Origin of the sequence: Chelativorans multitrophicus, from assembly GCF_011317445.1 — a bacterium.
Lineage (GTDB): Bacteria > Pseudomonadota > Alphaproteobacteria > Rhizobiales > Rhizobiaceae > Chelativorans > Chelativorans multitrophicus.
Map to the genome: position 1 here is coordinate 1 of NZ_JAAAPL010000008.1, position 25102 is coordinate 25102.

Annotated in this window: 22 protein-coding genes and 1 pseudogene; 18 read left to right on the top strand and 5 right to left on the bottom strand. The window is 63.5% G+C overall.

The features are described from left to right. Nucleotides 1-52 precede the first annotated feature (52 nt). Nucleotides 53-556 (top strand): dihydrofolate reductase family protein, encoded by a 504-nt coding sequence (locus tag GNP00_RS21500; protein ID WP_011578755.1) that lies wholly within the window; start codon nucleotides 53-55, stop codon nucleotides 554-556. Nucleotides 557-846: 290 nt separating this feature from the next. Here the strand turns inward: GNP00_RS21500 and GNP00_RS21505 are convergent, their stop codons facing one another. Both GNP00_RS21505 and GNP00_RS21510 read right to left on the bottom strand, forming a co-directional pair. Further along, the gene (locus GNP00_RS21505) at nucleotides 847-2190 is read right to left on the bottom strand and encodes an IS1380-like element ISMesp2 family transposase (RefSeq protein WP_011578756.1); all 1344 of its coding nucleotides are present in this window, start codon (nucleotides 2188-2190) and stop codon (nucleotides 847-849) included. Between the two features lie 206 nt (nucleotides 2191-2396). Continuing rightward, entirely contained in the window at nucleotides 2397-3239 is an 843-nt protein-coding gene (locus tag GNP00_RS21510; RefSeq protein WP_246259486.1) for a hypothetical protein, read from the bottom strand. A gap of 420 nt (nucleotides 3240-3659) precedes the next feature. Between GNP00_RS21510 and GNP00_RS21515 the strand changes: the two genes are divergently transcribed. The 5 genes and pseudogenes from GNP00_RS21515 to GNP00_RS21535 form a co-directional block, all read left to right on the top strand. Then, nucleotides 3660-3848, top strand: coding sequence for a hypothetical protein (locus tag GNP00_RS21515; protein WP_011578758.1), 189 nt, complete (start codon nucleotides 3660-3662; stop codon nucleotides 3846-3848). A 178-nt stretch (nucleotides 3849-4026) separates the two neighbouring features. Continuing rightward, nucleotides 4027-4926, top strand: coding sequence for a DUF3991 and toprim domain-containing protein (locus tag GNP00_RS21520; RefSeq protein WP_041544184.1), 900 nt, complete (start codon nucleotides 4027-4029; stop codon nucleotides 4924-4926). 462 nt (nucleotides 4927-5388) lie between these two features. Then, nucleotides 5389-5994, top strand: a complete 606-nt coding sequence (locus tag GNP00_RS21525; protein ID WP_011578760.1) for a DUF1419 domain-containing protein — start codon at nucleotides 5389-5391, stop codon at nucleotides 5992-5994. A gap of 10 nt (nucleotides 5995-6004) precedes the next feature. Continuing rightward, nucleotides 6005-6403 carry a DUF3085 domain-containing protein gene (locus tag GNP00_RS21530; protein WP_166016287.1) on the top strand — a complete coding sequence of 133 codons (399 nt, stop codon included), beginning with the start codon at nucleotides 6005-6007 and terminating at the stop codon, nucleotides 6401-6403. 84 nt (nucleotides 6404-6487) lie between these two features. Next, nucleotides 6488-7024 (top strand): annotated as a pseudogene (locus GNP00_RS21535) (class I SAM-dependent methyltransferase); the annotation flags it as partial. 315 nt (nucleotides 7025-7339) lie between these two features. On the opposite strand, the gene GNP00_RS21540 reads toward GNP00_RS21535, so the two are convergent. Then, nucleotides 7340-8509, bottom strand: coding sequence for an IS110 family RNA-guided transposase (locus GNP00_RS21540; RefSeq protein ID WP_011578763.1), 1170 nt, complete (start codon nucleotides 8507-8509; stop codon nucleotides 7340-7342). 87 nt (nucleotides 8510-8596) lie between these two features. Here GNP00_RS21540 and GNP00_RS21545 point away from each other — a divergent pair, with 87 nt between their 5' ends. The 12 genes from GNP00_RS21545 (at nucleotide 8597) to GNP00_RS21600 (ending at nucleotide 23036) form a co-directional block, all read left to right on the top strand. Next, nucleotides 8597-13147 carry a lactate dehydrogenase gene (locus GNP00_RS21545; RefSeq protein ID WP_011578764.1) on the top strand — a complete coding sequence of 1517 codons (4551 nt, stop codon included), beginning with the start codon at nucleotides 8597-8599 and terminating at the stop codon, nucleotides 13145-13147. Nucleotides 13148-13503: 356 nt separating this feature from the next. After that, nucleotides 13504-15243: a ParB N-terminal domain-containing protein gene (locus GNP00_RS21550; RefSeq protein WP_011578765.1), complete on the top strand. Its 1740-nt coding sequence runs from the start codon at nucleotides 13504-13506 to the stop codon at nucleotides 15241-15243. Nucleotides 15244-15332: 89 nt separating this feature from the next. Continuing rightward, on the top strand, nucleotides 15333-15809 hold the full coding sequence (locus GNP00_RS21555; RefSeq protein WP_011578766.1) for a hypothetical protein: 477 nt from the start codon (nucleotides 15333-15335) through the stop codon (nucleotides 15807-15809). Continuing rightward, complete coding sequence (locus GNP00_RS21560; RefSeq protein ID WP_011578767.1) at nucleotides 15806-16690, top strand: DUF7007 domain-containing protein; 885 nt, start codon at nucleotides 15806-15808, stop codon at nucleotides 16688-16690. Before GNP00_RS21555 ends, GNP00_RS21560 begins: the two co-directional genes overlap by 4 nt. Next, nucleotides 16690-17013, top strand: a complete 324-nt coding sequence (locus tag GNP00_RS21565; RefSeq protein WP_011578768.1) for a hypothetical protein — start codon at nucleotides 16690-16692, stop codon at nucleotides 17011-17013. Before GNP00_RS21560 ends, GNP00_RS21565 begins: the two co-directional genes overlap by 1 nt. 482 nt (nucleotides 17014-17495) lie before the next feature. Continuing rightward, nucleotides 17496-18083 (top strand): hypothetical protein, encoded by a 588-nt coding sequence (locus GNP00_RS21570; RefSeq protein ID WP_026227914.1) that lies wholly within the window; start codon nucleotides 17496-17498, stop codon nucleotides 18081-18083. A gap of 334 nt (nucleotides 18084-18417) precedes the next feature. Then, a complete protein-coding gene (locus tag GNP00_RS21575; RefSeq protein ID WP_011578770.1) occupies nucleotides 18418-19344 on the top strand; it encodes an ArdC family protein in 927 nt (308 codons plus the stop codon). Continuing rightward, a complete protein-coding gene (locus GNP00_RS21580) occupies nucleotides 19344-20285 on the top strand; it encodes a hypothetical protein (protein WP_011578771.1) in 942 nt (313 codons plus the stop codon). Before GNP00_RS21575 ends, GNP00_RS21580 begins: the two co-directional genes overlap by 1 nt. Before the next feature lie 646 nt (nucleotides 20286-20931). Beyond that, nucleotides 20932-21177 carry a type II toxin-antitoxin system VapB family antitoxin gene (locus tag GNP00_RS23770; protein WP_026227915.1) on the top strand — a complete coding sequence of 82 codons (246 nt, stop codon included), beginning with the start codon at nucleotides 20932-20934 and terminating at the stop codon, nucleotides 21175-21177. Continuing rightward, nucleotides 21177-21581: a type II toxin-antitoxin system VapC family toxin gene (locus GNP00_RS21590; protein WP_011578773.1), complete on the top strand. Its 405-nt coding sequence runs from the start codon at nucleotides 21177-21179 to the stop codon at nucleotides 21579-21581. Before GNP00_RS23770 ends, GNP00_RS21590 begins: the two co-directional genes overlap by 1 nt. A gap of 681 nt (nucleotides 21582-22262) precedes the next feature. Next, entirely contained in the window at nucleotides 22263-22571 is a 309-nt protein-coding gene (locus tag GNP00_RS21595) for a DUF736 domain-containing protein (RefSeq protein ID WP_011578774.1), read from the top strand. Nucleotides 22572-22871: 300 nt separating this feature from the next. Next, a complete protein-coding gene (locus GNP00_RS21600; RefSeq protein ID WP_166016289.1) occupies nucleotides 22872-23036 on the top strand; it encodes a hypothetical protein in 165 nt (54 codons plus the stop codon). A gap of 46 nt (nucleotides 23037-23082) precedes the next feature. Here the strand turns inward: GNP00_RS21600 and GNP00_RS21605 are convergent, their stop codons facing one another. Together GNP00_RS21605 and GNP00_RS21610 are read right to left on the bottom strand one after the other, a co-directional pair. Continuing rightward, nucleotides 23083-23367 (bottom strand): WGR domain-containing protein, encoded by a 285-nt coding sequence (locus GNP00_RS21605; protein WP_011578776.1) that lies wholly within the window; start codon nucleotides 23365-23367, stop codon nucleotides 23083-23085. A gap of 383 nt (nucleotides 23368-23750) precedes the next feature. Continuing rightward, nucleotides 23751-24950: a DUF1173 domain-containing protein gene (locus tag GNP00_RS21610; RefSeq protein ID WP_011578777.1), complete on the bottom strand. Its 1200-nt coding sequence runs from the start codon at nucleotides 24948-24950 to the stop codon at nucleotides 23751-23753. Nucleotides 24951-25102 lie beyond the last annotated feature (152 nt).

The window sequence follows — 25102 nt, forward strand, 5'->3', positions numbered from 1 at the left end:
AAATTAACTGCCAATTCTCAAATTATGTGCCGGCCGAAGCATCTGGAATCGCTTGTATGGCATTCTCATAATTAAGTGCCAAGCGACACATCAGCACGCCACCGAGAGTATCGGCCGGGCCGATGCTCTGCTCTTTGGCCGCGTCACCTACCAGATGATGGAAGAGGCGTGGAGGCATGAGACGCGGACCATCACGCCGCCTGACTGGACCGAGCCTTTCGCGCGCACCATCGACGCAATGAAGAAATACGTCGTTTCAAACACACTCGAGCGGGTCGATTGGAACGCGGAACGGGTTAGCGGTAACCTCGGCGAGGCGGTCCGGAAGCTCAAGCAGCAGCCGGGCAGGGCGCTGTTCACGGGCGGCGTAAAGCTGCCGATGGCGCTGGCGGAGCTGGGCCTGATCGACGAGTATGAATTCGTGGTACAGCCCAGGCTTGCCGGTCATGGGCCCACCTTGTTCGCCGGGCTCTCCAAATATATCGAGTTGAAGCTCGTCGACCGGCAAGAGCTCAGCTCAGGCGCTGTAGCGCTGCGCTACGAGCCGAGAAGGTAACGCGTGAGCCCGCCCCCTACATGGCCGGCCTGATCCCAGTTGTCCTAGTAGATAGCGTGCCGCGCTTTGCGCCGCGTCCCGAACTGGTAGGCGCGACGTTGGGCCTTGCTCGGCATCCTCTGAATTGCCCGAGGCTAGCCCGTCCTATTCATGAGCACGGCTTTGCGGATGACGCAGATCGATGGTGCGCGGGCAGTCGAGGCGTCTCTTTCACCGCGGGCGAGGCTGGACTTGTTGAACGCGCTGGAGGTTGACGGGCTTGGTTGCGGGGGCATTCCGCCCTGGTCGTCTCAAGGTCCTGCCGGCTGCAGCTTGGCGGCAATGGAACGGAACAGACTTGCCTCGGGACAGGCGGCGGCGAATGCCAATCGGATGCGCGAGACGGTTTCGGTTACACGGGCGCCGAGTTTGAGAAGCCTGAGCCGCAGCGTGGCGAACTCGGCTTTGCCAAGATGATGGGTAGCGGGCACCGCCTCGCGCAGCGTGAGCATGAGCCAGTAGGCGGCGGTGTGGAGAACGAGGCGCATCTGGTTGGCGACGGCCCGGCGACAGGAGGTTCGATCGGAGGCGAGTTGGCTCTTGTGCATCTTGATCAGGTTCTCGGCCTGGCCGCGCGCACAGTAGACGACGTCGTAGATGTGCTCAGCGGAGCCTTTGGCGAGGTTGGTGACGACGAAGCGGATGTCGAGGCCCATCGTGGTCGCCTCGATGCGGGCCGCGACGCGGCGCTCGGCCTTCCAGGATTTGGCCTCGTAGCGGGTCTCGACATAGCCCCGCAGCACCGGCTTCTGCTCGAGCGCGCGGCGGGTGCGGATGTCGTCGGCGCTCGCGTCAACGAGACGCTTCAGGACCTTGTTGCCAGCAAGGCCGAAGACGTAGTCGATCGCGTTTTCCTCGCACCAGGCCATGACTTCGACCCGGCCATAATGGCTGTCACCGCGCACGAGGATGCGGGTGTCCGGCCAGCGGGCACGGATGCACCGCGCGAGCCGGCGCAGATGACCACGGATCTCCTTGCCCGACGGGGTCTTGCCCGGACGCAGGATCATGGCGACCGGGCGTCCAGTGGCGGCGTCGTAGATGTGGATCGGCAGGAAGCAGCGTTCGTCGTGGTGGCCGTTGAAGAGCGAGAGTTGCTGATGGCCGTGAACGACGTCGAGCGTGTCGTCGATGTCGAGGGTGACGCTTTTCGGCGGCGCAGGGTAGCTCGACAGCCACAGGTCGACCAGAACCCGGCCGAGGCGGATGACGGTCCTGAGGTCGGGCAGGTTCTCCAGACGCGAGCAGGTCGGCTGCGAGCACAGATCCTGACCGCTGTCGGGCAGCCGACCGCAGGCGAGCTTGAAGGCCGGATCGTTGCGAAGGCGGTCGAGGTCGTTGGCATCCTCGTAGCCGCAGGCAATGGCGAAGATGCGGGCGCGCAGGATGTCGGTCAAGCTGTGCCTGACACGCGCCGGATCGCGCGGGTCGCGGATGGCGGCAGCGAGCTTCTCGGCCAGCTTCAGGCGCCGCTCGGCGGCGGCCAAAAGCATGATCCCGGCATCCGAGGTGATGCGACCGCCGTCGAAGGCAGCCGTGATCTTCTTGGCGCGAACGGCTGGAAAAGAGAACGGCAGCAGCGTATCGTCGATCATGGCGGGTGTGGCTCGCGAGATGTTGTCTGCAGGACTGGCCTAAGCAACCGAATCCTACGCCACATCAATGGCTTATGCTACACCCGCCAGCCTCGCAAACGCGCCGTCATGAATAAGACGGGCTAGATGGTTGTTTCAGGGGAATGATTGCCAGATGCAAACCGGCAGCGAATGACCCCTGCCGATTGTCAGATTGATCCCGACGCTCATGAGGGGCGAAGGTTATCGAGTAGGCCGGCAATATCGACATTAAGCCTTCCAGCGATCCGGTACTCCCTTGCTTGACCTCGGCCCATTGAGTTTTTTGTCCAGGATCCTTCGATGAGTCCCCTTCTTCCAAGGGCGCCAAGAACCTCATCGGCAGCACCGCGCGTCATCCCGGTGACAGCGACAATATTGGAAATCGTTATCGGCTCGCCCTTGCAGTGCAGGTCTAGGATAACCGTTACCATCGCGTATTGCCGTAGTCGTGCGCCTGGCGTCTCGCCGGCCAGCGGGAATCCAACGACCTGATGCAGCATCACATCGTGAATAAGCTGGAAGCCAAGCTTCGCCCTTGCCTCGGAACTACCCGTTGTCATTATCCGGTTTCGAAGCCATCGCTCGCGGTGCGCCCCCGCTCTGCGATGCTCATTGACCCCTTGGTGATCGGGGAGTTCGAAACCGTACCAGACGGCCCCATGGCCTTTAGCTCGGTGAGCCTGTTGTATACGCCACAGGCTCCCCGACCATAAGGTCAAGGAGGTTGGAATCATCCCGGTTGATTCCATACCGCTGGTAAGGGTTTCGACGCCCTTGAGGCAGTGCGTCGCTGCCTCAACTGAATCCATACCGAAAACGAACGGATTTGTCGCGGTCTCTTCGCGTTTTAGACGAAGGAAGGCGTCCGGACCGGAGAAAGGTCGATGCTGGGTGGCCAGAGGCGAGGTCGAGGCGGCGCGGCAGGCTCGACCGTGTTTGCTGCGGGCGCTTTCGTCCGCTTTTTGCTTGGGGCAGTCGCGTTCGCGCGACCGCGCCTCAGTCGCCGGCAGCAGGACGGCCTTCGGCAATGAGCCGCAGAAGCTCAGCCCTGGGTACGGAACTGTTGCTGACGTAAGCGGCAACGATCTCCGTGGTCAGGCCGATCAAATTGGCTGTCGGCTTTTGATGGTGGCGACATCGTCGGTACAGGAAGAACCGGTCCTCGCAAAGACCTTGATGATAGCGGCATGCATCAGCCGGCGCTGTCTGCGGCATGAATCCGCGACGGTTCGTGCTGGAAATGCGGCTCAGGCGCAAAGATCACCCCCGCTCTTATCGGCTTATTTCCCTTGTTCCAGCCCGGACCTTGTCGATCAACCCGCGAGGGGTCGGACTACGCAAGCGTGCCGCCGCTTATGGCTTCGCCAACGCGGTGATCGCGGTCCAGGCCGGAACCGACGGGCGCCTGTCGAGCGGGGAATGGTCCCCGCAGCTACGGGAGTCACACCATGTCGCAAGAACTCAGCCTCGCTCAGAACCACGCCTGGAACCTCGCGCGCACCCTGATGACGCCGGTCATCCTCTTCAAGGTCGATGAAGACGCATACGGCGTTCTTCCTGCCGACGACCTCGATGACGACGAGGTCAACGCCCTCTACTTTTACGACCCCTACACGGGTGGCCAGCCGGTTCATTGAACCGTCTCTTGCCCGGCGTGCCGCTTGCGAGCGGCAGGCCGCAAGGGAAGCTGCGCCGCGGCAGGAGCCGCGCCCTTGCCCCCTTTGCTCTTCGCGCCGGTCGCTAAGGTGTTCCGCGAAGTGTGCGGAGAAGATAAACTGAATGAAAGGTCGGCCGAAAGGCCGCTGGGAGAAAAGAATGGAAAAAGCGGATATCGAAGAGCTGCGAGGCAGGGTGGGTTGTGCGGCCGTGCTGGAGACCGGAGGGTTCGCGATCGACTTGAAGGAAAGCACGCGCAAGGCGGTGAAGTATCGCCGTGGCGATGACATCATCATCGTTATCCACGATGGCAAGGGCTGGTTTGATCCGCTCTCCGACGCCAAGGGTGATGTCTATTCGCTCGTTCAGCATCTGGACGGCGGCGATTTTCTGGAAGCGTTTGTGCAAGTCGCGTCCCTGGTCGCCTTCGAGCCCCGCGAGCCAGAATGGAAACGACAGTCGCGCGAGGCGGAACCTGACCAATCCATACCGGATCGTTGGGGTGCCCGGCGCAAGCCCTGGCGCGGGTCGGCAACCTGGCGATATCTGCGCGACGACCGGCACATTCCCGAACAGGTCCTCCGGGCAGCCATCGCCCAGGACCTTCTGCGGGAAGGGCCGCGTGGGAGCATGTGGGCCGCTCATCAGGGTGCCGATGGCGTGGTCACCGGTTGGGAGGAACGTGGTCCCGAATGGCGCGGCTTTGCAACCGGCGGCAGCAAGGTCTTGTTCCGCTTCGGGTTCAAGGGCGCCGCTCGCATCTGCGTAACCGAAGCCGCCATCGATGCCATGAGCCTTGGCGCGATCGAGAAGGCCCGGCGCGATACGCTTTATGTCAGCACTGGCGGCGGCTGGTCGCCGGCCACCGACGGCGCCATTCGCATGTTGGGGGAACGGCCCGATGTCCGCTTCGTCGCCGCGACCGATGCGAACACGCAGGGCGAAGCGTTCGTGGCGCGGTTGCGTGAGCTTGCCGGTGAACTCTCCTGCGACTTCGAACGTCTGAAGCCGCGTGCGGAGGACTGGAATGCGATGCTGAAGGAGGGGGCAATCGCCTGATCGGGCAGACCGGCACCTCCAGCGCTCATGATGCGCGATCGAGGATCGCTGGCCCGACCTTCGCCGTCGTCATCTCGATCCGCAATGGCGCGCCAAGTCTTGACGCGGCCTCCAGCTTCGCAGCTTCCACATCGGCCGACTTAGCTCTGGCGTGTAGATCTCCAAGATGATCTCGCCGGTAGCGACGAGGATTGGGGCGAAGACGAGTGCGCGGCTCATCGGCGGATCAGCCCGGGCATGCGGCCGAATTGGGGAGGAAGAAGAAGGAAATAAAACGAATGAAACCCGGCTGCCGCATACCCGCCAGCCGCGTCAAGTGTGAAGCTTCGCCCGGCTCCGCCGGCACTTGACCCGGCCGGACGGAGAGGCGGCCGCTGGGGAGGGGTCAGGAAGGGCTGAAGATGATGGTGATCCCCGAGGATGCGTCGCGCTCCAGTCCGACGAGGCTGAAGGAGCCCGCCAATGAACCCCTCTTCTCCTATCCGCAAAGTCTACCAGGGTATTGCCGACCGCCGGCAGATGTTCCGCATGTTCGATCGCCACACGCAGCGCCCCAATCGTTTCGAGGATGCCGATGCCGGCCTCTATCGCGGGGAGTGGTTCGAGCTTACCGAGATCGAGCATGATTACATGTTCAACATCCTGCCGCCGCTCTTCATGAACGGCGAGATGTTCGCCATGCGCGAATTCCTGACGGGCTGCATCACCAGCGTCTTCTTCACCCTGAAGATCGACGACCGGATGCGGTTCTTCCACGCCTATTGCGACCTTGCCGACAAGGGTTCGCCCGCACACATGCGCGCCGCCATTGTCGAGCGGGAAAGCCGTCCAGTCCGTGCAATGACCCGCGAAGAGCGGGTCGAGCATATCTGGAGTTCAAGCCACGACGAATACCGCGGTTACGCCGATTGGCGTTTCCCGCACGCGCAGCGCGGCCGGCGGACGGTCCTGTTCTTCGGTCCCGACCGAAGCCGCGACGTCAAGCTGCTCGACGAACTCACCGAGGCGGAAATCGCAACCAAGCTGCCGGTTCATCTCCGCCACCTTCCTTTTGCCGTTGCAGCGTGAGGGGGCGGCGATGTTCACATTTCCCATTGTTGCCGTTCGCAAGGTCATCGATCGCGGCACGGCGGATTCCGCCATCAATGGCGGATTTCGCAATCCCTATTATGGCATGAAGCCCGGCGAGGGCGAGATTCCAGGGCTCTGGCTCGTTGGAGACCAGGGCGTCTACATCATGTCGGACGGAAAACTCCCTGATGGCGGGCGCCCGCTCGTCGTCTATTCCGAGGAGTGCCATCCGGTCGGCAATCCCGACTGGTTTGACTACAAGCATCGCCATTTTGGGGGCGATGACGGCATCGAATTCATCGACGCCGGGCAGTTGCTCCCGATGTTCGATCGGAATCTGCGCTGCACGCATCTCAATGTGCAGCTCACCGAGCACCAGGTCACGCTCTCCCTGATCGTTCGCTGACTCTTTCAAACCGCGAGCCTTTCCACGTGGCCGACGCTGTCGTCCGCGTGAAACGCGCTCGCCCGCAATCCAAGGAGATTTATCATGTCGAATGACGACCCCTTCACCATCGATCTTTTCGGAAACACGGCCCTTTCGTCCGGTCTCGGCCTCGGCGTGACGGCCTTTGCCGACAGATTTGAACCCGACGACGATCCTGATCCATCGTCCCCGGCGCCGGCGATGCCGATCGCGGCGGCCGCAGCACCCTCCAAGCCCGACCGGGAACGTGGCTCGAACTTCTATCTCGCCGACGACCGGGGTCTGGCTCGGGGCTGGAAGGAGCGTGCCCGCGATAACGTCGCTGCGATCCGGCTCGCGGTCGAAATCGAGGCCGATGAGCGGCCGGCCACCGCCGAAGAGCAGGAGCAGCTGATCCGCTTCACCGGTTTCGGTGCGTCCGATCTTGCCAATGGTGTCTTCCGACGGCCTGGCGAGGTCGATTTCCGCAAGGGCTGGGACGAAATCGGCACCGATCTGGAGGATGCCGTCGGCGAGGGCGACTATACTTCGCTCGCCCGCTGCACCCAATACGCCCATTTTACGCCGGAGTTCATCGTCCGGGCGATCTGGTCGGGCCTCACATGGGCATTTCGATGTCAACGGTTGGCATTCGGTCACATGATGATGCTCCGTTTGTTTCAGGATCCGAGGTCCGAGCCCGAATGCATGACGCGGCCCGGTTCCGGGCACGATCAACCTCACATACGGTCGCGCAGGCGCCCTGTCGGGCTGTCGGCGGCGGTCCAGAATTCCGCTTGCGGCGGGCTGGGCTCGGGCGGATGAGACCAATCTTGAACACGGTTCTTGTCAGACCAGGGTCCGGCCCGGTTCATCCACCCGGATCCGGCGAGGCTGATCGGGCCCCGTCGAATTTCGGAAAGGAGGGTATCAGGTTCAGGCGGGTTTCATCGCGGCGCCCTCGATCACGACACCCGTGGCGACGTATTTCCAGAGTGCGACCAGCAGCTTTCGCGCCAGCGCCACGATGGCGGGTTTGCGCGAGCGGCCACCCTGATGCGCTACCCTGTCGCGGAACCACTGCGTCAACGCCGATGTCGGCTGGTGCTGCAGCCAGAGCCAGGCCAGCTGGATCATCGTGGTGCGCAACCGCGGATTGCCGGCTTTCGACACGCCTTGCTCCTGGTCGACCGCTCCGCTCTGCCACGGCGTTGGCGCCAGGCCCGCATAGGCGGCCACCTGCCGCCGGTTGTCGAAGTGACGATAGAGCCCCTCCGACCAGAGCAGCATGGCGAATTCCGGGCCGATCCCCCTGATCTCCAGCAGCCGCGCGGCCGAGGCGGGCAGCGCGGCCTCCCGGGCCTGCGCCAGTTCGGCATCGCGCTCGGCCTCCACCGCCTTGATCTGCGCCAGCAGCAGTTCCAGCCGGTCGAGCTCGCGCAGGATCTGCACCGTCAGATGCCGCGGGAGTTCCCGACCGTCACCGGTGCGCAGCTCTTCCAGCCGCTTGCGACGATCGCGCCGCAGCGGCTCATATCCGCTCACGCCTTGCGCGAAGAGGAGCCCCTTGATGCGGTTGACATGCGCAACACGCTCGCCGGTCAGCGTCTTGCGCTCGCGCATGATCCGGCGCGCGTCCTCCTCTGCGGGCGACGGGGCCCGGACCATGGCGCAGACCCGCGGCTCTCCCCGCTTGAAGGCCAGTAGCGCCCGCACCAGGGCCTCCCCGTCGATCCTGTCGGTCTTGGCGCGCCGCCGCCGACGCGAGGTCGCGATCGAGGCCGGATCGACGACATGGCTCTCGATGCCCTCCTTCACCAGCGCGCGGTGGATCCAGAAGCCGTCGAGGCCCGCCTCCTGAATCGTCACGATCGGGAAATCCCGTCCCGTGCGACCCTTCGCTTTCGCAACAAGGAGCCGGAAACGCTCCATGAGACCCGCAAGATCGCCGCCCGGCACGCTGTGCTTCGACATCTTCTCGGCGCCGCCGGGCGACAGCGACGTGACGATCCAACGTGATCGGCTGAGTTCCAACGAAACAAAAATCGCGCCAAGATCGGTGCGGATCGCGGCTGGCGTGAAGATCGCGGGCAAAGGCTTGTTCATGGTTGTCTCCTGTGCAGATGGGCGTCTGAGCAACCCCACACTGCCAGAGCGCCGGTCGCGGTCCACCGCCCATGGAATCTTGAACGCATGGGATGGCGCGGCGGGCGCGTGCTGGAGCCAGGGATTGGCACGGGGCTGTTTCCCGCCCTCATGCCGGAAGGCCTGCGCGACGTCTCCCATGTCACCGGCATCGAGCTCGACCCGGTGACGGCACGCATCGCCCGGTTGCTACAACCACAGGCGCGTATCATTACAGGCGACTTCGCCCGCACGGAGCTGCCGGCGAGCTTCGACCTTGCCATAGGCAACCCGCCCTTCTCCGACCGGACCGTGCGTTCCGACCGGGCCTATCGCTCGCTGTCCTTGCGCCTGCATGACTACTTCATCGCGCGGTCGATCGACCTGTTGAAGCCAGGCGCCTTCGCGGCGTTCGTCACCAGTTCCGGCACGATGGACAAGGCCGATGTCTGCGCGCGTGAGCATATCGCGAAGTCGGCGGACCTCATCGCTGCGATCCGGCTGCCCGAAGGAAGCTTCCGCGCGGACGCCGGAACAAATGTCGTCGTCGACATCCTCTTTTTCCGGAAGAGGAAAGCTGGGGAGCCTGAAGGCGAGCAGTCCTGGCTCGACACCGAAAACGTCCGGCCGGTCACAGACGATGAAGGCGCGATCCGCGTCAATCGCTGGTTCGCGCGCCACCCGGACTTCGTGCTCGGAACGCACGCACTGACCTCTGGTCCCTTCGGCGAGACCTACACATGCCGGCCCCGCGACGGCGAGGACCTCGACGCGGCGTTGTCCGCTGCCGTCAGTCTCCTTCCGGAAGATCGCTATGACGGCGAACCCAGCGACATCGACCCTAATTTGGATGTGGCTGACGATCAGACCGTTGTCGATCTGCCCAATGGCCGGCATGTGCGCGAAGGGAGCTTCTTCTTCGACAACGCCCGCGGCCTGATGCAAATCATTGACGGCGAGCCGGTCGCTGTGAAGGTGCGCAAGGGCCGTAGTGCCGACGGCATCCCTGAAAAGCATGTCCGTATCATCCGCAAGCTGATCCCGGTCCGTGACGCGGTGCGCGAGGTGCTGAAAGCCCAGGAAGTGGACCAGCCCTGGAAAGACCGTCAGGTCAGGCTGCGCATCGCCTGGTCGAGCTTCGTTCGCGACTTCGGTCCGATCAATCACACCACGGTCTCGATCAGCGAGGACACGGAGACCGGCGAGACCCGCGAAAGTCATCGGCGTCCAAACCTTCAGCCTTTCCTCGACGATCCCGACTGCTGGCTGGTCGCTTCGATCGAGGACTACGACCTTGAAAACGACACCGCCCGGCCCGGCCCGATCTTCACCGAGCGCGTGATCTCACCGCCGGCGCCGCCGGTGATCTCCAGCGCGGCCGACGCCCTTGCCGTGGTTCTCAATGAACGCGGCCGTGTCGATCTCGACCATATCGCCGAGCTGCTCCACCGCGACCCCCAGGACGTCGTCGCCGAACTTGGCAGCGCGATCTTTCAGGACCCCGCCGACGGTTCCTGGCAGATGGCTGACGCCTATCTCTCGGGTCATGTCCGCGACAAGCTGAAGGCCGCGGAAGCTGCTGCTGCCCTCGATCCGGCCTATGAGCGCAATGTCACGGCCCTGCAGGGCGTGCAGCCGGTCGACCTTCGCCCCTCCGACATCACCGCGCGTCTCGGCGCGCCGTGGATTCCCGCTCTCGATATCGCGGCATTCGTCAAGGAGACGATGAATGTCGACATCAGGATCCACCACATGCCGGAACTTGCTTCCTGGACTGTCGATGCGCGCCAGCTTGGCTATCTCGCCGTCGGTACATCGGAATGGGGGACCGAACGCAGGCATGCGGGCGAACTGCTGACAGATGCGCTCAACAGCCGCGTGCCACAGATCTTCGATACGATCAAGGACGGCGACAGCGAGCGTCGCGTCCTCAACGTCGTCGATACCGAGGCGGCCAAGGAGAAGCTTCACAAGATCAAGGAGGCCTTCCAGCGGTGGATCTGGTCTGACCCGGATCGAACCGACCGGTTGGCCCGCATTTACAATGACCGCTTCAACAATATCGCGCCACGAGCGTTCGGCGGCTCCCATCTGAAACTTCCAGGCGCCTCGGGCGCCTTTGTTCTTTATGGACATCAGATGCGTGGAACCTGGCGCATCATTTCGGCCGGTTCAACCTATCTTGCCCACGCCGTCGGCGCCGGTAAGACGATGACCATGGCAGCCGCCATCATGGAGCAACGCCGTCTAGGCCTGATCGCCAAAGCGATGCTCACCGTCCCCGGCCATTGCCTGGCGCAGGTGGCCCGTGAGTTCCTGGCGCTCTATCCGACCGCCCGCATCCTCGTCGCCGACGAGACCAACTTCACCAAGGATAAGCGCGTGCGGTTCCTGTCGCGGGCGGCAACCGCGACCTGGGACGCGATTATCATCACGCATTCCGCCTTCAAGTTCATCGGCGTCCCGTCTGCCTTCGAACAACAGATGATACATGACGAGCTGGAGCTCTACGAGACGCTTCTCACCAAGGTCGAAGGCGATGACCGCGTCTCGCGCAAGCGGCTCGAGCGGCTGAAGGAGGGCCTGCAGGAGCGGCTCGAAGCACTCTCCAGTCGCAAGGACGATCTTCTCACCATTGCTGAAATTGGCGTCGACCAGATCATCGTCGACGAGGCACAGGAGTTCCGCAAGCTCTCCTTCGCCACCAACATGTCGACGCTCAAGGGCGTCGACCCCAACGGCTCGCAGCGCGCCTGGGATCTATACGTCAAATCCCGCTTCATCGAGACGAAGAACCCGGGACGGGCGCTCGTGCTCGCCTCCGGAACCCCGATCACAAACACGCTCGGCGAGATGTTCACCGTCCAGCGGCTGATGGACCACGCGGCGCTGATGGAACGCGGTTTGCACGAATTCGACGCCTGGGCGTCGACCTTCGGCGACACGACGACCGAGCTGGAGCTTCAGCCTTCCGGCAAATACAAGCCTGTTTCCAGGTTTGCCAGCTTCGTCAACGTCCCCGAACTGATCGCGATGTTCCGCTCCTTCGCCGACGTCGTGATGCCGGAAGACCTGCGCCAATTCGTCAAGGTGCCGGCGATCTCCACCGGCAAGCGCCAGATCATCACATCGAAGCCGACGCAGGCCTTCAAACACTACCAGATGGTCCTGGCTGCGCGCATCGCGGAAATCGAGAAGCGCGACCGGCCGCCTGAGCCCGGCGATGACATCCTGCTCTCGGTGATCACCGATGGTCGCCATGCTGCAATCGACCTGCGCCTGGTCGACGCCGACAATGACAATGAGGCGGACAACAAGCTCAACGCACTCATCTCGAATGCCTTCGCTATCTGGAGGGCGACAGCCGGGCACCCCTATGTTCGACATGACGGTAAGCCTTTCGAACTCCCGGGCGCCGCCCAGATGATCTTCAGCGATCTCGGAACGATCAGTGTTGAGAAGAGCAGGGGCTTTTCCGCCTATCGCTGGATCCGTGACGAACTCATCCGCATGGGCGTGCCAGCCGGCGAGATTGCTTTCATGCAGGACTATAAAAAGTCGGAGGCCAAGCAGCGTCTGTTCGGCGACGTGCGCGCCGGCAAGGTCCGCTTCCTGATCGGCAGTTCCGAGACGATGGGCACCGGCGTCAATGCGCAACTGAGGCTCAAGGCGCTCCACCATCTCGACGTGCCCTGGCTCCCGTCGCAGATCGAGCAACGCGAGGGTCGCATCGTCCGTCAGGGCAACCAGCACGACGAGGTCGATATCTTCGCTTACGCTACCGAAGGTTCGCTCGACGCCACCATGTGGCAGAACAACGAGCGCAAGGCCCGCTTCATCGCCGCGGCGCTCTCCGGTGATACCTCCGTGCGGCGTCTCGAAGATCTCGGTGAGGGCCAGGCCAACCAGTTCGCCATAGCCAAGGCCATCGCGTCCGGCGATCAGCGCTTGATGCAGAAGGCTGGGCTTGAAGCCGATATCGCCCGGCTGGAGCGTCTGCGCGCGGCGCATATCGATGATCAGCACGCCGTTCGCTGGCAACTTCGCGACGCCGAGCGCGATATCGAGTTCTGCACGCGGCGGATTGGGGAGATCGGCCAGGATATCGGGATGCTCGTTCCGACCACCGGCGAGGCATTCACCATGACCGTGGCCGGTAAGGTCTACACTGAGCGCAAGGAGGCAGGCCGCGCGCTCATGAAGGAGATTCTGACCTTGGTGCAGCTTCAGCAGGAGGGCGAGAGCATCATCGGCTCTGTCGGGGGGTTCGATCTCGAATATGACGGCCAGCGCTTCGGCAAGGAAGGCTACCGTTATACCACCATGCTGACGCGCACGGGCGCCGATTCCGAAATCGAACTTGCCATGACGGTCACGCCGCTCGGAGCGATTTCGCGACTCGAACACTCGCTCGACGATTTCGAGGGCGAACGCGAGCGGTATCGCCAGCGTCTCGCTGATGCCCGCCGCAGGCTCGCATCGTACCAGTCGAGGGACAATGGTGCCGAGTTTGCCTTCGCCGGCGAACTGGCCGACAAGCGGCGGCAGCTTGGCAAGATAGAGGCGGCCCTGTCGGCGGATGTGGAAACATCTGCTGAACCTTTGCAGGATGCCGCATAGTCGATTCACCCCCCTCAGTCCCTCCGTGAAATGGCCGAGTGGCAGATATCCGGCTCTCGCATGTCGCAGCGGGGATGTTCTTTGAGAGGAGGAGGAGGGAAAAAGAAAAAGGAGGATGAGGAATCCGCTCGCAGATCGGTCGGACCGCTGACGCTTGCGCTCAACCGCGCCGGCTCGCGATCCCGGCCGCGTCGGCCTTCGCAAGGCTGTTAGCCCCGCTTGTCCTGCCGGGCAGGGATGCTCGGCCGCAGTTGCACCGGTCCGTCCGCTCCGCGGGCCAGAGGGTGTCTTCGGGAAGAAGACGAAGAAGGACGCAGCGATTGGCTGTGTCCGGCAACCCCGTGAGGAGCATTTCCATGGAACTGAAGTTTGTCGATCCGCGCGCGCTGAAGGGAAACCCCGACAAGGCGCGTCGTTCCAAGTCCAGTCCGCAGGCTGACGCATTGCTGCTGGCGACGATCCGCGCCGTCGGTATCGTGCAGCCGCCTGTCGTTGCACCGGAATCCGATGGTGGCAACGGCTTCGTCATCGATGCCGGCCATCGCCGCGTCAAGCAGGCCATCGCCGCAGGCCTTGAAGAGATCGCCGTGCTGGTGATCGAGCGTGCCGAGGATGGCGGCGCAATGCGCTCGCTCGCAGAAACGCTGGCGCATGAGCAGCTCAATCCCGTCGATCAGTGGCGGGCGATCGAGCGCCTGGTCGCGCTCGGCTGGACCGAGGAAGCGATCGCTGTCGCCTTGGCCTTGCCGGTTCGCCAGATCCGCAAGCTGCGTCTGCTCGCCAATGTCCTACCGGCGATGCTCGACCAGATGGCCAAAGGCGACATGCCCAATGAGAGCCAGCTGCGCACCATCGCGTCGGCCTCGCTCGACGACCAGAAGGAGGTCTGGAAGAAGCATAAGCCCTCGAAGGCCGACCCGCAGGTCTCCTGGTGGAGTGTCGCGCAAGGCCTACAGAAGACCCGCATGTATGCCCGCGATGCGAGCTTCGGCGAGGATCTCGCCCAGGCCTACGGCATTGCCTGGGTCGAGGACCTGTTTGCACCGGCCGATCAGGACAGCCGCTACACGACCGACGTCGAGGCATTCCTGGGCGCGCAGCAGGAGTGGATGACGCAGAACCTGCCCAAGAAGGGGGTCATCACCGAGACCAACAACTGGGGCCAGCCGGAACTGCCGAAGAAGGCGGAGCGCGTCTATGGCAAGCCGGGCAAGTCCGACCATACGGCCCTGTACCTAGACCGCGAGGGGAAGGTTCAGACGGTGCACTTCCGCATGGCGGAGGCGAAGAAGCCGAAGAAGGGCGAACAGCCGGCGGGCGAGGGTGACGATACTGCGATCGTCGTGAAGACCCGCCCCGATGTCACCCGCAAGGGCATCGAAATGATCGGTGATCTGCGCACCGATGCTCTGCATGAAGCGCTGTCGCGGGCTCCGATCGAGGACGACACGTTGATGGCGTTGTTGGTCCTGGCGTTCGCGGGACAGAACGTGACGGTGGCGTCCGGCACGCGCGACATCTCCTACTACGGGGCGGCCGGCCTTGGCGAACATGCCGCGCGCCTGTTCGACGAGGAGGGCAAGCTCGACTTCGACATGGAAACGCTTCGGGTTGCCGTGCGCTCGCTGCTGATCGACGTCTTGTCGTGCAGGGAAAACCGTTCGGACAGTGGCATCGTTTCCCGCGTTGCTGGCGATGTGATCGGCGCCGACGGCTTCCTGCCGAACATGGGCACGGAGGAGTTCCTCTCCTGCCTGTCGCGACCGGCGCTGGAGGCGTCGTGCGCCGACACGTCGGTTCTTCCCCGGCAGAAGATCAAGGACACCCGCGCGGCCCTGGTCGAGCACTTCAAGGAAGGTCGCTTCGTCCATCCGTCGGCGCTGTTCGGTCCCGACCAGACCAAGCTCGCGTCGTGGCTGAAGAAAAACGAGCGCGTCGAGCAGCCTGAAGATGACGGCACGCCGGAAGGCGAGGACGAGCTCGACGGCGATGCGGTCGTCGAGCCGGCGCATGACTATGTCGATGAAGATCAGGCTGCGGCCGACCAGGACCTCACCGACGAGCAGCGCGAGGCCTACAAGGTGGCCGCCGAGTAAGCGTCACACCCTCTCTTCCGAACGACCATCCCGCCGCCGGTGCATCACCGGCGGCGGTTCTGTTTTCCACTCAACACCACGGAGAAACCATGTCCGCTCAGTTGATCTACGACCTCGTGCCCCTGGGCTCGACCCTGACATATTCCGACCGCTCCCCGCGCCCGCCGGAACGCCACCGCAAGAAGCTTGCCGCCTGGGAGACCCGCAACTCGGGCGGTCGCCTGATCCGCAAACAGGCCGGAGTACGTGTCGGCAACATTACGATCCCTGCCTCCATCACCCTCCACGAGGGGGACTATGGCAGCCAGGGGACGATTGTCCTGCGCGTCCACCGGACGTTTTCGGTGAACAGCGACCTCAAGTTCGCGGTCAAGGAACGGCCCGCGATCGGCTCGGTTCTCGTCCTCGATCGGGCCGGCGACGATGCCGAGCTTGTCCATCTTGCCGCCGATCGCACCGCCGCCGCGGAATGGCTGACCCGCCACGGTTATCCAAATGCCGTGCTGCAGGAAATCACGGCCGATACGGAAGCGGCGGACAGTGTCGAGGGGAGGGCAGCGGCATGAGCGCACCTGCTTTCGAAACCGATGTCATCGAAGCCCCCGGTTTTCCGTGGGTTTCTTTTGGCAAAAGTGCAGATGGCCTGCCCGTTGCACTCGTCGACGAGCACGCCTTCGCCATGGCCCCCGCCCGAGACGGGCGCCATTTCCTTGTAACCGGGTGGCGTATCCGGCGGCCCATGGCCGACTGGACGCGGAGCGACTTCTACGGTCATGGCGGCGACCTTGCCGATGAGAACGCCTTCCGGACAAAGGTTCTGGAAAACGCCGAACACCAGCGCGAGAAGATCGCCCTCGGCCGACGCGAGGAGCGATCCACGGCGAGTACACCATGGGGTCCGTCACAGGGGGCGACCGTGTATGCTGACGGCATTGTCTTCCACTCGACGGCTGGCCATGGCGGCTTCCTTCTTTCGCCCGACCGCAACCGCAAGGTTCATCCGTCGATCCGCGTCGCCGGCGGGGCCTATGAGGAGGATGAGGCCTGGGCGATCGTCGCCTTCAGCTTTCCGCATTTGTTCACCGCTTTCGAGCGCCGGGCTGCGGAAAAGACGATGAAGGACAGCTTCCCGGATGCGTGGGAGGCGATCACCGGCAATGTGCTTGGTGCGGGTGAATCCTGGACGAAGGACGAACGTGCATTCTTCGCGCAGCACCGCGACGACTGGATCGTCATCTGGGCGATCATCTGCGACCACCAACCCGGCTTCACCGAAGTAATCGCCACCCCCGGCGGTAAACGCGGGCCGGGTAGCGAGGAACGCCGGTTCCTCGTTCCTTCGGTTGAATATCGTGTCGGCCGCTTCGGCTTCGTCATCGATCCGGAGCGACACGCCGTCTATGGCGGGCCTTCGAGCTTTGTCGGCTGGCAGGGGAGACCAGCGTAATGGTCGCGCGAGGTCGCCGAGCGCGGCTCTTTCGCATGGAGGAAGCTCGCCGGCAAATCCAGCGTCAGCTGGACATGATCGACCGGCAGATCACGCGGCGCATGGCAGCGCTGATCCCGCAACTGCATCCGCGCCAGACCACGTATCGGCGCGGGAAGTCACCAGACCCTGGCGCATTCCTCGAACGGTATCGTGCCAATCTGGCTGCGATCACGGCGGAACGTCAGCCGGAAATCGACGCCTTGACCCGTAAACTGGCACGCCAGGAAAGCACTATCACGGCATTGCGGGCGCAGCTCGACCCGGAAGAACTGTGTGCGTGACGCGGATGTCGTTCTCGCCGCGGTACGACATTCATTCGTGGCGATGATGCTGGTTACAACCATGGTGACCAGATCGCTCCCGGCAAATCGTGGATGACCTTCGGCAGCGCGGCTGGCCATGAAACACCATGGCGGTGCGGGTCGACCGGGCGCTTACCGGTCTGCATGCCGGTGTCACAGACCATCCCTCGCCGCTCTTCCCGGCGGGTTTGTTGCGGTCTGAACCAGCGGCTGGCCCCTTCAAGGCCGCTATCGCGCCGCGGAGCGGCCGGAACCCCGCCGATCTCGGCAAGGCCGGCCCGCGTCCCGCGCAGGGACCAGTGAAGAACTGGCCCCGGCTTGTCCGCAAGCCGGCCTCGCTCGCCTGGCAGGGTCCGGACCCTGAAGCGTCCAGCTTCCGCTGGTTCCTTTCGACCGCACCCGCAGGAAAGACCGGCCGAGGGCCGGATCACCTGAAGGGCATCGCTAGAAAGGTAAGCTCAATGTCCAGTTCAACCCGCTCCCCCAAGTCCAAGGCCCGCATCGTCCCGCTCCGCAAGGGCACGACCCTCGAAATGGTCCGGCTTTGCTGCCCTGACGGCAACCAGGCCGCGCTCATCTCCGAAAGTTTCGGCCTTCCGGTCCTCGACAGCGACGGCATCCGCGACTTCCACCAGCGCAGCCTGATCGAAGGCGCCGATACCCTCTCCGAGGGGCTTTCCGACAAGGCGATGCAGATTCACCTGCAGCGGATCGTCGGCTCCTATGTCGGCTCCGCCTACGGGGCAGGTCAGTTCTACTCCAAGGCCGTCACCGAGGCGAAAGACGCCACGGCCAAGCTCGCCAACGACATCCGCGACGAGGATCTGGACGGACCGGTCGGTTTCGACAGCAACGCCCAGCGCAAGCGCGAATTCGCGGCCGACATGGGGCTTCAGTCCCACGCCCTGCGCATGGCCGCCGAGGGTGCCGTCGCCGCTTACGAGCATATCGTCGGCGAGACCTGGAAGCCCTACGAGCGTCAGGTCGAAAATCCCGGCCAGACCGTCAGCCGGCAGGCGGCCGACCTCCAGATGGCGGCGCTCGGCTAGCCAATCCCGGGCGGAGCTTCGGCTCCGCCCTCATCTTCCCATCGAGGCTGGTGTCCTTGCGGACACCGGCCTTTTCGCATGTGCGTCGCCAAGGAAACCCGACAAATGAAAACGATCCTGCAGGCCGCGCCAGTCGCGGCCGTCACGAATGTTGGTCCTGCTTCGGTCCTCGGCCCGCGAAACGGCTGCGCCGTCCTTCACTGACGTTGCGGCCCGCAACCGACATCTATCCTTTTTCCGATTGCTCTCGAGCGGGTTCGCGAACCTGCGGTCCTGCGCCTGCGGACCTCGTGACGGCCGCGACTGGCGCGGCCTTGAATGGAGGTTTTGGAAAATGAGCAGGAAAGAGAGCAAGCCCCGCGTCGATATCTACGCGAAGATCACCGACCGCATCGTCGCAGAGCTGGAAAAGGGCGTGCGTCCGTGGGTTCAGCCATGGAATGCTGGGAATACGACGGGTCGCATCACGCGGCCGCTGCGCCACAACGGACTGCCGTATCAGGGCATCAACACGCTGCTTCTCTGGTCGGAGGCGGTGGCGCGGGGGTTCGTCTCGCCCACATGGATGACGTTCAAGCAGAGCGTTGAACTGGGCGGTCATGTCCGCAAGGGCGAGACCGGATCGATGGTCGTCTACGCCAGCCGCTTCACCCGCACAGAAACCGACGCGAAAGGCGAGGAAGTCGAACGCGGCATTCCCTTCCTCAAGGCCTATACCGTGTTCTGCGCCGATCAGATCGACGACCTGCCGGCGCAGTACTACGGCAATCCCGCGCCGGTGGCCGATCCGGTCGAGCGCATCGAGCATGCCGATGCCTTCTTCACCAATACCGGCGCTGTCATCCGTCACAGCGGCGACAAGGCGTTTTTCAATCCGGCGCTCGACATCGTGCAGATGCCGCCCTTCGAGAGCTTTCGCGATGCTCCGAGTTATTACGCCACGCTCGGGCACGAGATGACCCATTGGGTCGGCTCGGAAAAGCGGCTTGATCGCAATCTCTCCCGCTATCACAAGGATCGCTCCTTCAGGGCGCACGAAGAATTGGTCGCGGATTTGGGCGGCTGCTTCCTGGCGGCCGACCTCGGCATCGTCCCTGAACTGGAGCCGAGGCCGGATCACGCGAGCTATTTGGCCAGCTGGCTTGAAATTCTCAAGAACGAGAAGCGCTTCATTTTCGCCGCGGCGGCGCATGCCCAGCGCGCCGTCAACTATCTGCACGATCTCCAGCCGGGTGCGACGCAGGTCGCGGAGGCGGCGTGATGCTGCATTCTCCGAACATCATGGGGGAGGGCGCTGAGCCTTCCCCGCTCCGCTTGCGCGCGCTATCGCTTGGCGCTGGCGTGCAATCCACCACACTCGCTCTGATGGCGGCCCATGGCGAGATCGGCCCCATGCCCGACTGCGCTATTTTCGCTGATACCGGCTGGGAGCCTCAGGCCGTCTACGATCATCTCGCATGGCTGATGTCGCCGAACGTCTTGCCGTTCCCGGTCCATATTGTCTCGGACGGCAATATTCGCGAGCAGCTGATCGCGGCCGGGCAGGGCAACCGCTGGGCCTCGATCCCCGCCTTCGCCAGGACCGTCACGCCGGCAGGCGCGGTGGTCCCGGTTTTTGACGAGGACGACGAGGGCGAGCTCATCGAAGTCGCCACGCGCCAGACGACGACGGAGACCGTCTCGATCGGCATGATCCGTCGCCAGTGCACTACGGACTATAAGATTGTTCCAATCCGTCGGAAGGTGCGTGAGCTGGCGGGCCTGACGCGCAAGCGCTCTCCCTCGTTTCCGGTCGTCGAATGCTGGATAGGCATCTCGACGGACGAGATTGTTCGGGCAAAGCCGAGTTTCGAGGCGTGGCAGGTCAAGCGCTTCCCGCTGATCGAAAAGCGCTTGAGCAGGCGGGATTGCCTCGCCTGGCTGCGTCGGCACGACTATCCCGATCCTCCGAAAAGCGCGTGCATCGGCTGCCCGTTTCACAGCAACGCCGTATGGCGATCGATGCGCGAACAGGATGCCGTTGCATGGCAGGACGCCGTCGAGGTCGACCGGGCGCTGCGGACAGGACTCAGGGGCATTCGCGGCGAGGTATACCTGCATCGATCCTGCGTGCCGCTCGAGGACGTCGATCTATCGACCGCCGCTGACCGCGGGCAGCTCGATCTCTGGCCGAATGAGTGCGAGGGCATGTGCGGTGTATGAGGCCGGCTTTGCCCCCGTAACGTTCGGGCCCATCACACGCGAGGAGCTTAACGCCCATCTCGTTCTATAGGGTCACAGGATGGGCGAGATCCACCGCCCGACGCGCGGCTGGTCCTACGGCCTGCGCCACGAGGGCCGGCTGCTTGCCGTCGTCGCGACCGACACGCTCATACGTGAGCGTGTCGCCGGCTTGACGCGGCACGATGCAGTCGAGCTTTCGCGCCTGTGCGCAGCAAAACCGGATCTCTGCCGCGTGGCGCTGCGCCTCTGGCGATCCTTCGCCTTCCCGGCAATTGCTGTCGCACGCGGCTGCCGCTGGGCGGTCAGCTATCAGGATGCCGCCCTCCACAGCGGCAATCTCTTTCGGTTCGACGGGTGGGTTACACTCGGTCGATCGCGGAGCGGGACCGACTCCCGGTCCGGACGCCGGGGCCGAAGAAAGGTCATCTGGGGCTGGTGCGACGATCCGCAAATCAGGCGGAGCCGGGCCGTCGGTCTGGCGACGACGCCGACGGAGCGAAAGAGCGGACCGATTACCTTCAACGCCGAGGATGGCGTCGCGGCTGTTCCCTTCCAGATCGGCGATCTTGTCAATGTAGACGAGAATATCTACATTACTGGCAAGAACTATCTACATGGAGGCCCCATGCCAATCAATGTCAATAACCCGGAGGCTGATGCGCTGACGCGCAGGTTCGCCCATATGGCCGGCGTCAGCATCACCGATGCGATCGTCATCGCGATGAAGGAGGCGATCGAGCGCCGGCGTGATGCCGAGAGCCCGCTTCAGACGGCTGCACGGCTTCGTGAAAAGCATGGCGTGTCGCTGCGCAAGGCGGCGAAGAAGCCGCTCCCGCGCGAAGCTTTCGACAAGATGTGGGAATCGGAGTGATGTTCGTCGACGCGTGCGCGATCATCGCCGTGCTGTCCGATGAACCGGAAGCGGGCCGCGTCTCCGATGCCATCGCTTCCGGGAAGAATGCCTTCACCTCGCCGGTCGCCGTGCTTGAGGCGGTGCTCGGTCTTGCGCGTCCCGACAAGTTTGGTCTTTCGGTATCGGAGGTGGAGCCGATCGTTGCCGAGTTCCTCGACGAGCGCGGGATCGAGGTCCGGGATCTGCCGCCTGCAGCCGAGACCACCAGGCTGGCACTGTCGGCGGCTCACCGGTATCGCTCCGGCCGCCATGGCCTCAATCTCGGCGATTGCCTGCATTACGCCTGTGCGAAATATTTCGCGGTGCCCATTCTGGCGACGGCCGATGAGTTTCGGCAAACCGATCTCGCCACGGTTCCCTGACGGGCGCCAGGTCGGCCCCGGGACCCGGAGGCGCCGCGCCTTCCCGCTGTAGTTTGTCAGGTCCGCGATCGGAACCCCGCCTGTACGGTCGTCCCTGGCGGTTAGCCATTCAGCTTGAAACGAGAGCCAGGATAGGCAAATTGCCGGTCGCCTCTCCCGATAGCGCGCCATAGAAGCAGCGTCGGTTCAATGCATGGGTCAGCCTGGCGCGTAGCGTCGGGCGCTTGTCTCGCTGATCTCCCGGTGCGTCACCGTTCGAAGCCGGTGCGAGACAATGGGGCAACGGTCCCTGTCTTTGGGATCTGAGGCGCTGCGTGGCTTGACTGCGACCGCGATGGGCTCTCGACCGAACAGCCTCTGGCTCGTGGTATGACGCCGTCGACGGAAACGCCGGTCTTCATTCCGGTTTCCACAAAGGCCACGTCCATCTGCGTCCTCGATGTGACTGGTCTGACCGAAGGCCGATCCCGCTATTGCGGGCTCTCGATCTTGTCCCGGCAACGGCCTTCACGACTTTCTTCCCCTGACGGCTGCGCCGCCATTCCTCGCGGACCAAGAAAGCCGCTCCCGGCCGCCTTCCACTTTGTTCCAGCCCTGCGGGTGCCAGTCGATCGCCTCCGGTCCACCGACCGTCATCGAGGTCGCGATGGGCGCGGCCCGAGCAACAAAGGAATGAGACACATGGCTACCATCGGCACCTTCGCTTCCACGGGCAACGGCTTCAGCGGCTCGATCAAGACCCTCAACCTCAACGTCAAGGCCAAGCTGGTCCGCATCGAAAACCCCTCCGACAAGGGACCGCACTTCCGCATCTTCTCCGGCAATGTCGAACTCGGCGCCGCCTGGCAGAAGGTCTCCGCAGAGGGCCGCGACTACCTCTCGGTAAAGCTGGACGACCCGAGCTTCCCCGCTCCGATCTACGCCACCCTGATCGAGGTGGAAGGCGAGGAAGGCCTGCAGCTGATCTGGTCCCGCCCGAACCGGGACTGAGCATCCCGCCAGAGGACCCCGCCGCACAGGCGGGGTTCCTCTCAGCTATAGAGAAGCCGGAACCAGGCATCGAGCCTGGCCCCGGCTTTTTGCTGCCATCCGGTTGGGGAAGGTCTGCTCAGATCGTCCGAGGATGCCATGGCGTTCCGAAGGCCCCAAGGACTTCGTGGTACCCCCAAAATGCTGACGCATTTCGGCTCCCCCACTCGCCGGCTCCGCCGGTCGCGTGCCGCGCTCCTTGACCCCTCCGGCCCACCATGACCGCCGGTGTCATCTTTCACCAACATCAAGGAGATGAACATGTCGATCGATCAACACATCGAGGAGCTTCGGGCCGAGGCCAGAAATGCGATCTGCCGGGACGAGCGTCGCTGGATCGAAGAGGAGCTTGCCAGGGCGCTGGCCGAGCGTGAAGCCATCTGGGCCGAGCAGGAGGCGCTGATGAGCGCCGAGCCTCCTTTCTAGGGGGCTTTCGCCCTGACACCTAACCTCATAAGCCGGATCGACCGGCCTATGAGGTTCGCCGAGCCCGGCGATCATGCGGCCGGCGGCCCGTTCGTGGACCGTAACCGCGCGTGCGTTTGCTGCGCAGCAGCTCCAGAAAGAGCTGCACCGCGTCTTCCTCTTTGTTGAAATGATGTTGCATGATCTGCCCACGCGCGCCGATGCGTCCCCATCTGCGGGTCAGGCAGACGTCTCCGAACAGCGTCGCCTCGATCGACATGGCATAGAACCGGGCCATGTTCTTCGTGGGATCCATCCGCTCGACGTAAAGCTGGTAGGGTTGCGCGATCATAGGGACAGAATCGCGCTTTACGATTTCAAGGTCCAACGACTTCTATGAATCGGTTGCCCACGGCCGATTCATTCCGGTGATGGGTCAGCGCAGCGGCTCTGCCGTGGCCCTGCCATCGACGATTAGGCCATTCCTCGATCAACGTCGCGTCCTGACTATGGGCCGTACGTCCATATCAGGGCGTATCAGGAAAGTGGAAGATTCCCTTTCCGGTCGATGCTTCAACGATGCGCACAGGGAAGTTGGGCGAGCCCCTTCGGGGACGGCTCTACTCGCACCGCAAGAGCGGTGCTCCCGGAGCCGCAAGCGGTCTCCGCGCAGTCGCGTGACGATCCTCTCGCGGCCACGGGACCGTCCACAAATGATGGCTTTCGAAGCACCGCTTACCGAGGAAGATCAGGCACTGGTCCTTCCGCGATGTCCCATATCCAGGAGTCCATTTCACTCTCCGAGACAAGCAGATCGAGCGTCTCGCGATAGGCGCCATCCGCGTCATCGGGAACGATGTACATCGCGATGGGCTGGCCGCCTTCACGGGTCAGCACGACGCTCGCCATCGGCTGTGCCGGCGGCAAATTGTAACGCAACCCCTTCACGGATATGGAGCCGTGCTTCGTGAGCGCGTCAAGCAGCATGCCTTCGTATTGGCTCTCGAATGGAATCCACCGTTCGCTGACCATCATCAGCGCGATCGCCTCGATGGCTGCGATGCCGGATACCCCGACCCCGAACGTTGCCGCTGCGATGAGATGCGATTCCGGGCTTGCCTCCCAAAGCGCGAGTTCGCGAGAAAAGACCTTGTTCATGCGGCGGGTGACGTCGTCGGCCAGCATGAACGGATACCGGGGGGCGTGTTTGACGATCACACGCGATCCGGACCGAGACGGTTGTATCTCCTTCAACTCTCCGATCAGGATCGCGAGCGAACGGCGGTTGCCCTGTGACTGAACGGCTCTGCTCAGAAATGCCTGGCGGCGCTGAACGATTGCGTCGGCGCGCTCCGGATCGAACATCTCCGGAATATAGAGTGCGTCGGAAAGCGGCTTGCCCTTGGCGCTCGAGCTCGACGCCGCCTCGACGACGAACTTGCGCACCACCGCCCAATTGCGGCGGCCGGCCATCGCCGGCCGCCAGCGATTGAACTGCGCCCGGTCCCACAGGAAATGCAGCATCGCCTTTAACGACAATCGCGCCCCGTCGGTCCTGACGTCGCCCGGATCAGCGCTGTCCCCGATTGCAGGCGCGGTCCGTCCGCCGAGCTTGGACAGGCTGAACCCGAGCTTCAGGGCCGTTGTGCCGTCCTGCACATTCTCGACGATTGCCTCGCCCTCGACCGCGCTCAGGCCCGAGAGGTCGGATGGCGGCTCGTAGGACTCGCAGTCGGGCGCGTGCTGCGCCCCGGTGCCCGGCATCCGTTTCAGGATATGGCGGTCTTCAAACCGCGCGATGTACATCTGCACGCCGTCCGCCTGGCAGCGGCAAAGCGGATGTTCACGACGCGAATAGGCATCCGCCAACCGATCGTCGAACGCGGCATCAGCGATGTCGACATCAAGCCCGCCCATGCGGATATGCCGGCTCATGGTCTTCCGGTTCCTGCGGTCATCATCAGACTGGTCTCCTCTTCACTTATTCTGTTTCCGTTTGCTCCCGCGGTTTCGCCGGCCTGCGGTTCTTTGCTGTTCTTCTTCCGTCAATTGAACTCCGCCGATTCTCATTCTTCCAATTTCAGCTA

Bases quoted from the DNA above. Each gene is read 5' to 3' on its own strand.
- GNP00_RS23770 (WP_026227915.1), top strand. From the start codon at position 20,932: ATGCCAATCAATGTCAATAACCCGGAGGCTGATGCGCTGACGCGCAGG.
- GNP00_RS21570 (WP_026227914.1), top strand. From the start codon at position 17,496: ATGTCCAGTTCAACCCGCTCCCCCAAGTCCAAGGCCCGCATCGTCCCG.
- GNP00_RS21600 (WP_166016289.1), top strand. From the start codon at position 22,872: ATGTCGATCGATCAACACATCGAGGAGCTTCGGGCCGAGGCCAGAAAT.
- GNP00_RS21540 (WP_011578763.1), bottom strand. From the start codon at position 8,509: ATGAACAAGCCTTTGCCCGCGATCTTCACGCCAGCCGCGATCCGCACC.
- GNP00_RS21610 (WP_011578777.1), bottom strand. From the start codon at position 24,950: ATGAGCCGGCATATCCGCATGGGCGGGCTTGATGTCGACATCGCTGAT.
- GNP00_RS21515 (WP_011578758.1), top strand. From the start codon at position 3,660: ATGTCGCAAGAACTCAGCCTCGCTCAGAACCACGCCTGGAACCTCGCG.
- GNP00_RS21520 (WP_041544184.1), top strand. From the start codon at position 4,027: ATGGAAAAAGCGGATATCGAAGAGCTGCGAGGCAGGGTGGGTTGTGCG.
- GNP00_RS21550 (WP_011578765.1), top strand. From the start codon at position 13,504: ATGGAACTGAAGTTTGTCGATCCGCGCGCGCTGAAGGGAAACCCCGAC.
- GNP00_RS21565 (WP_011578768.1), top strand. From the start codon at position 16,690: ATGGTCGCGCGAGGTCGCCGAGCGCGGCTCTTTCGCATGGAGGAAGCT.
- GNP00_RS21555 (WP_011578766.1), top strand. From the start codon at position 15,333: ATGTCCGCTCAGTTGATCTACGACCTCGTGCCCCTGGGCTCGACCCTG.
- GNP00_RS21590 (WP_011578773.1), top strand. From the start codon at position 21,177: ATGTTCGTCGACGCGTGCGCGATCATCGCCGTGCTGTCCGATGAACCG.
- GNP00_RS21605 (WP_011578776.1), bottom strand. From the start codon at position 23,367: ATGATCGCGCAACCCTACCAGCTTTACGTCGAGCGGATGGATCCCACG.
- GNP00_RS21575 (WP_011578770.1), top strand. From the start codon at position 18,418: ATGAGCAGGAAAGAGAGCAAGCCCCGCGTCGATATCTACGCGAAGATC.
- GNP00_RS21525 (WP_011578760.1), top strand. From the start codon at position 5,389: ATGAACCCCTCTTCTCCTATCCGCAAAGTCTACCAGGGTATTGCCGAC.
- GNP00_RS21530 (WP_166016287.1), top strand. From the start codon at position 6,005: ATGTTCACATTTCCCATTGTTGCCGTTCGCAAGGTCATCGATCGCGGC.
- GNP00_RS21545 (WP_011578764.1), top strand. From the start codon at position 8,597: ATGGGATGGCGCGGCGGGCGCGTGCTGGAGCCAGGGATTGGCACGGGG.
- GNP00_RS21505 (WP_011578756.1), bottom strand. From the start codon at position 2,190: ATGATCGACGATACGCTGCTGCCGTTCTCTTTTCCAGCCGTTCGCGCC.
- GNP00_RS21595 (WP_011578774.1), top strand. From the start codon at position 22,263: ATGGCTACCATCGGCACCTTCGCTTCCACGGGCAACGGCTTCAGCGGC.
- GNP00_RS21560 (WP_011578767.1), top strand. From the start codon at position 15,806: ATGAGCGCACCTGCTTTCGAAACCGATGTCATCGAAGCCCCCGGTTTT.
- GNP00_RS21580 (WP_011578771.1), top strand. From the start codon at position 19,344: ATGCTGCATTCTCCGAACATCATGGGGGAGGGCGCTGAGCCTTCCCCG.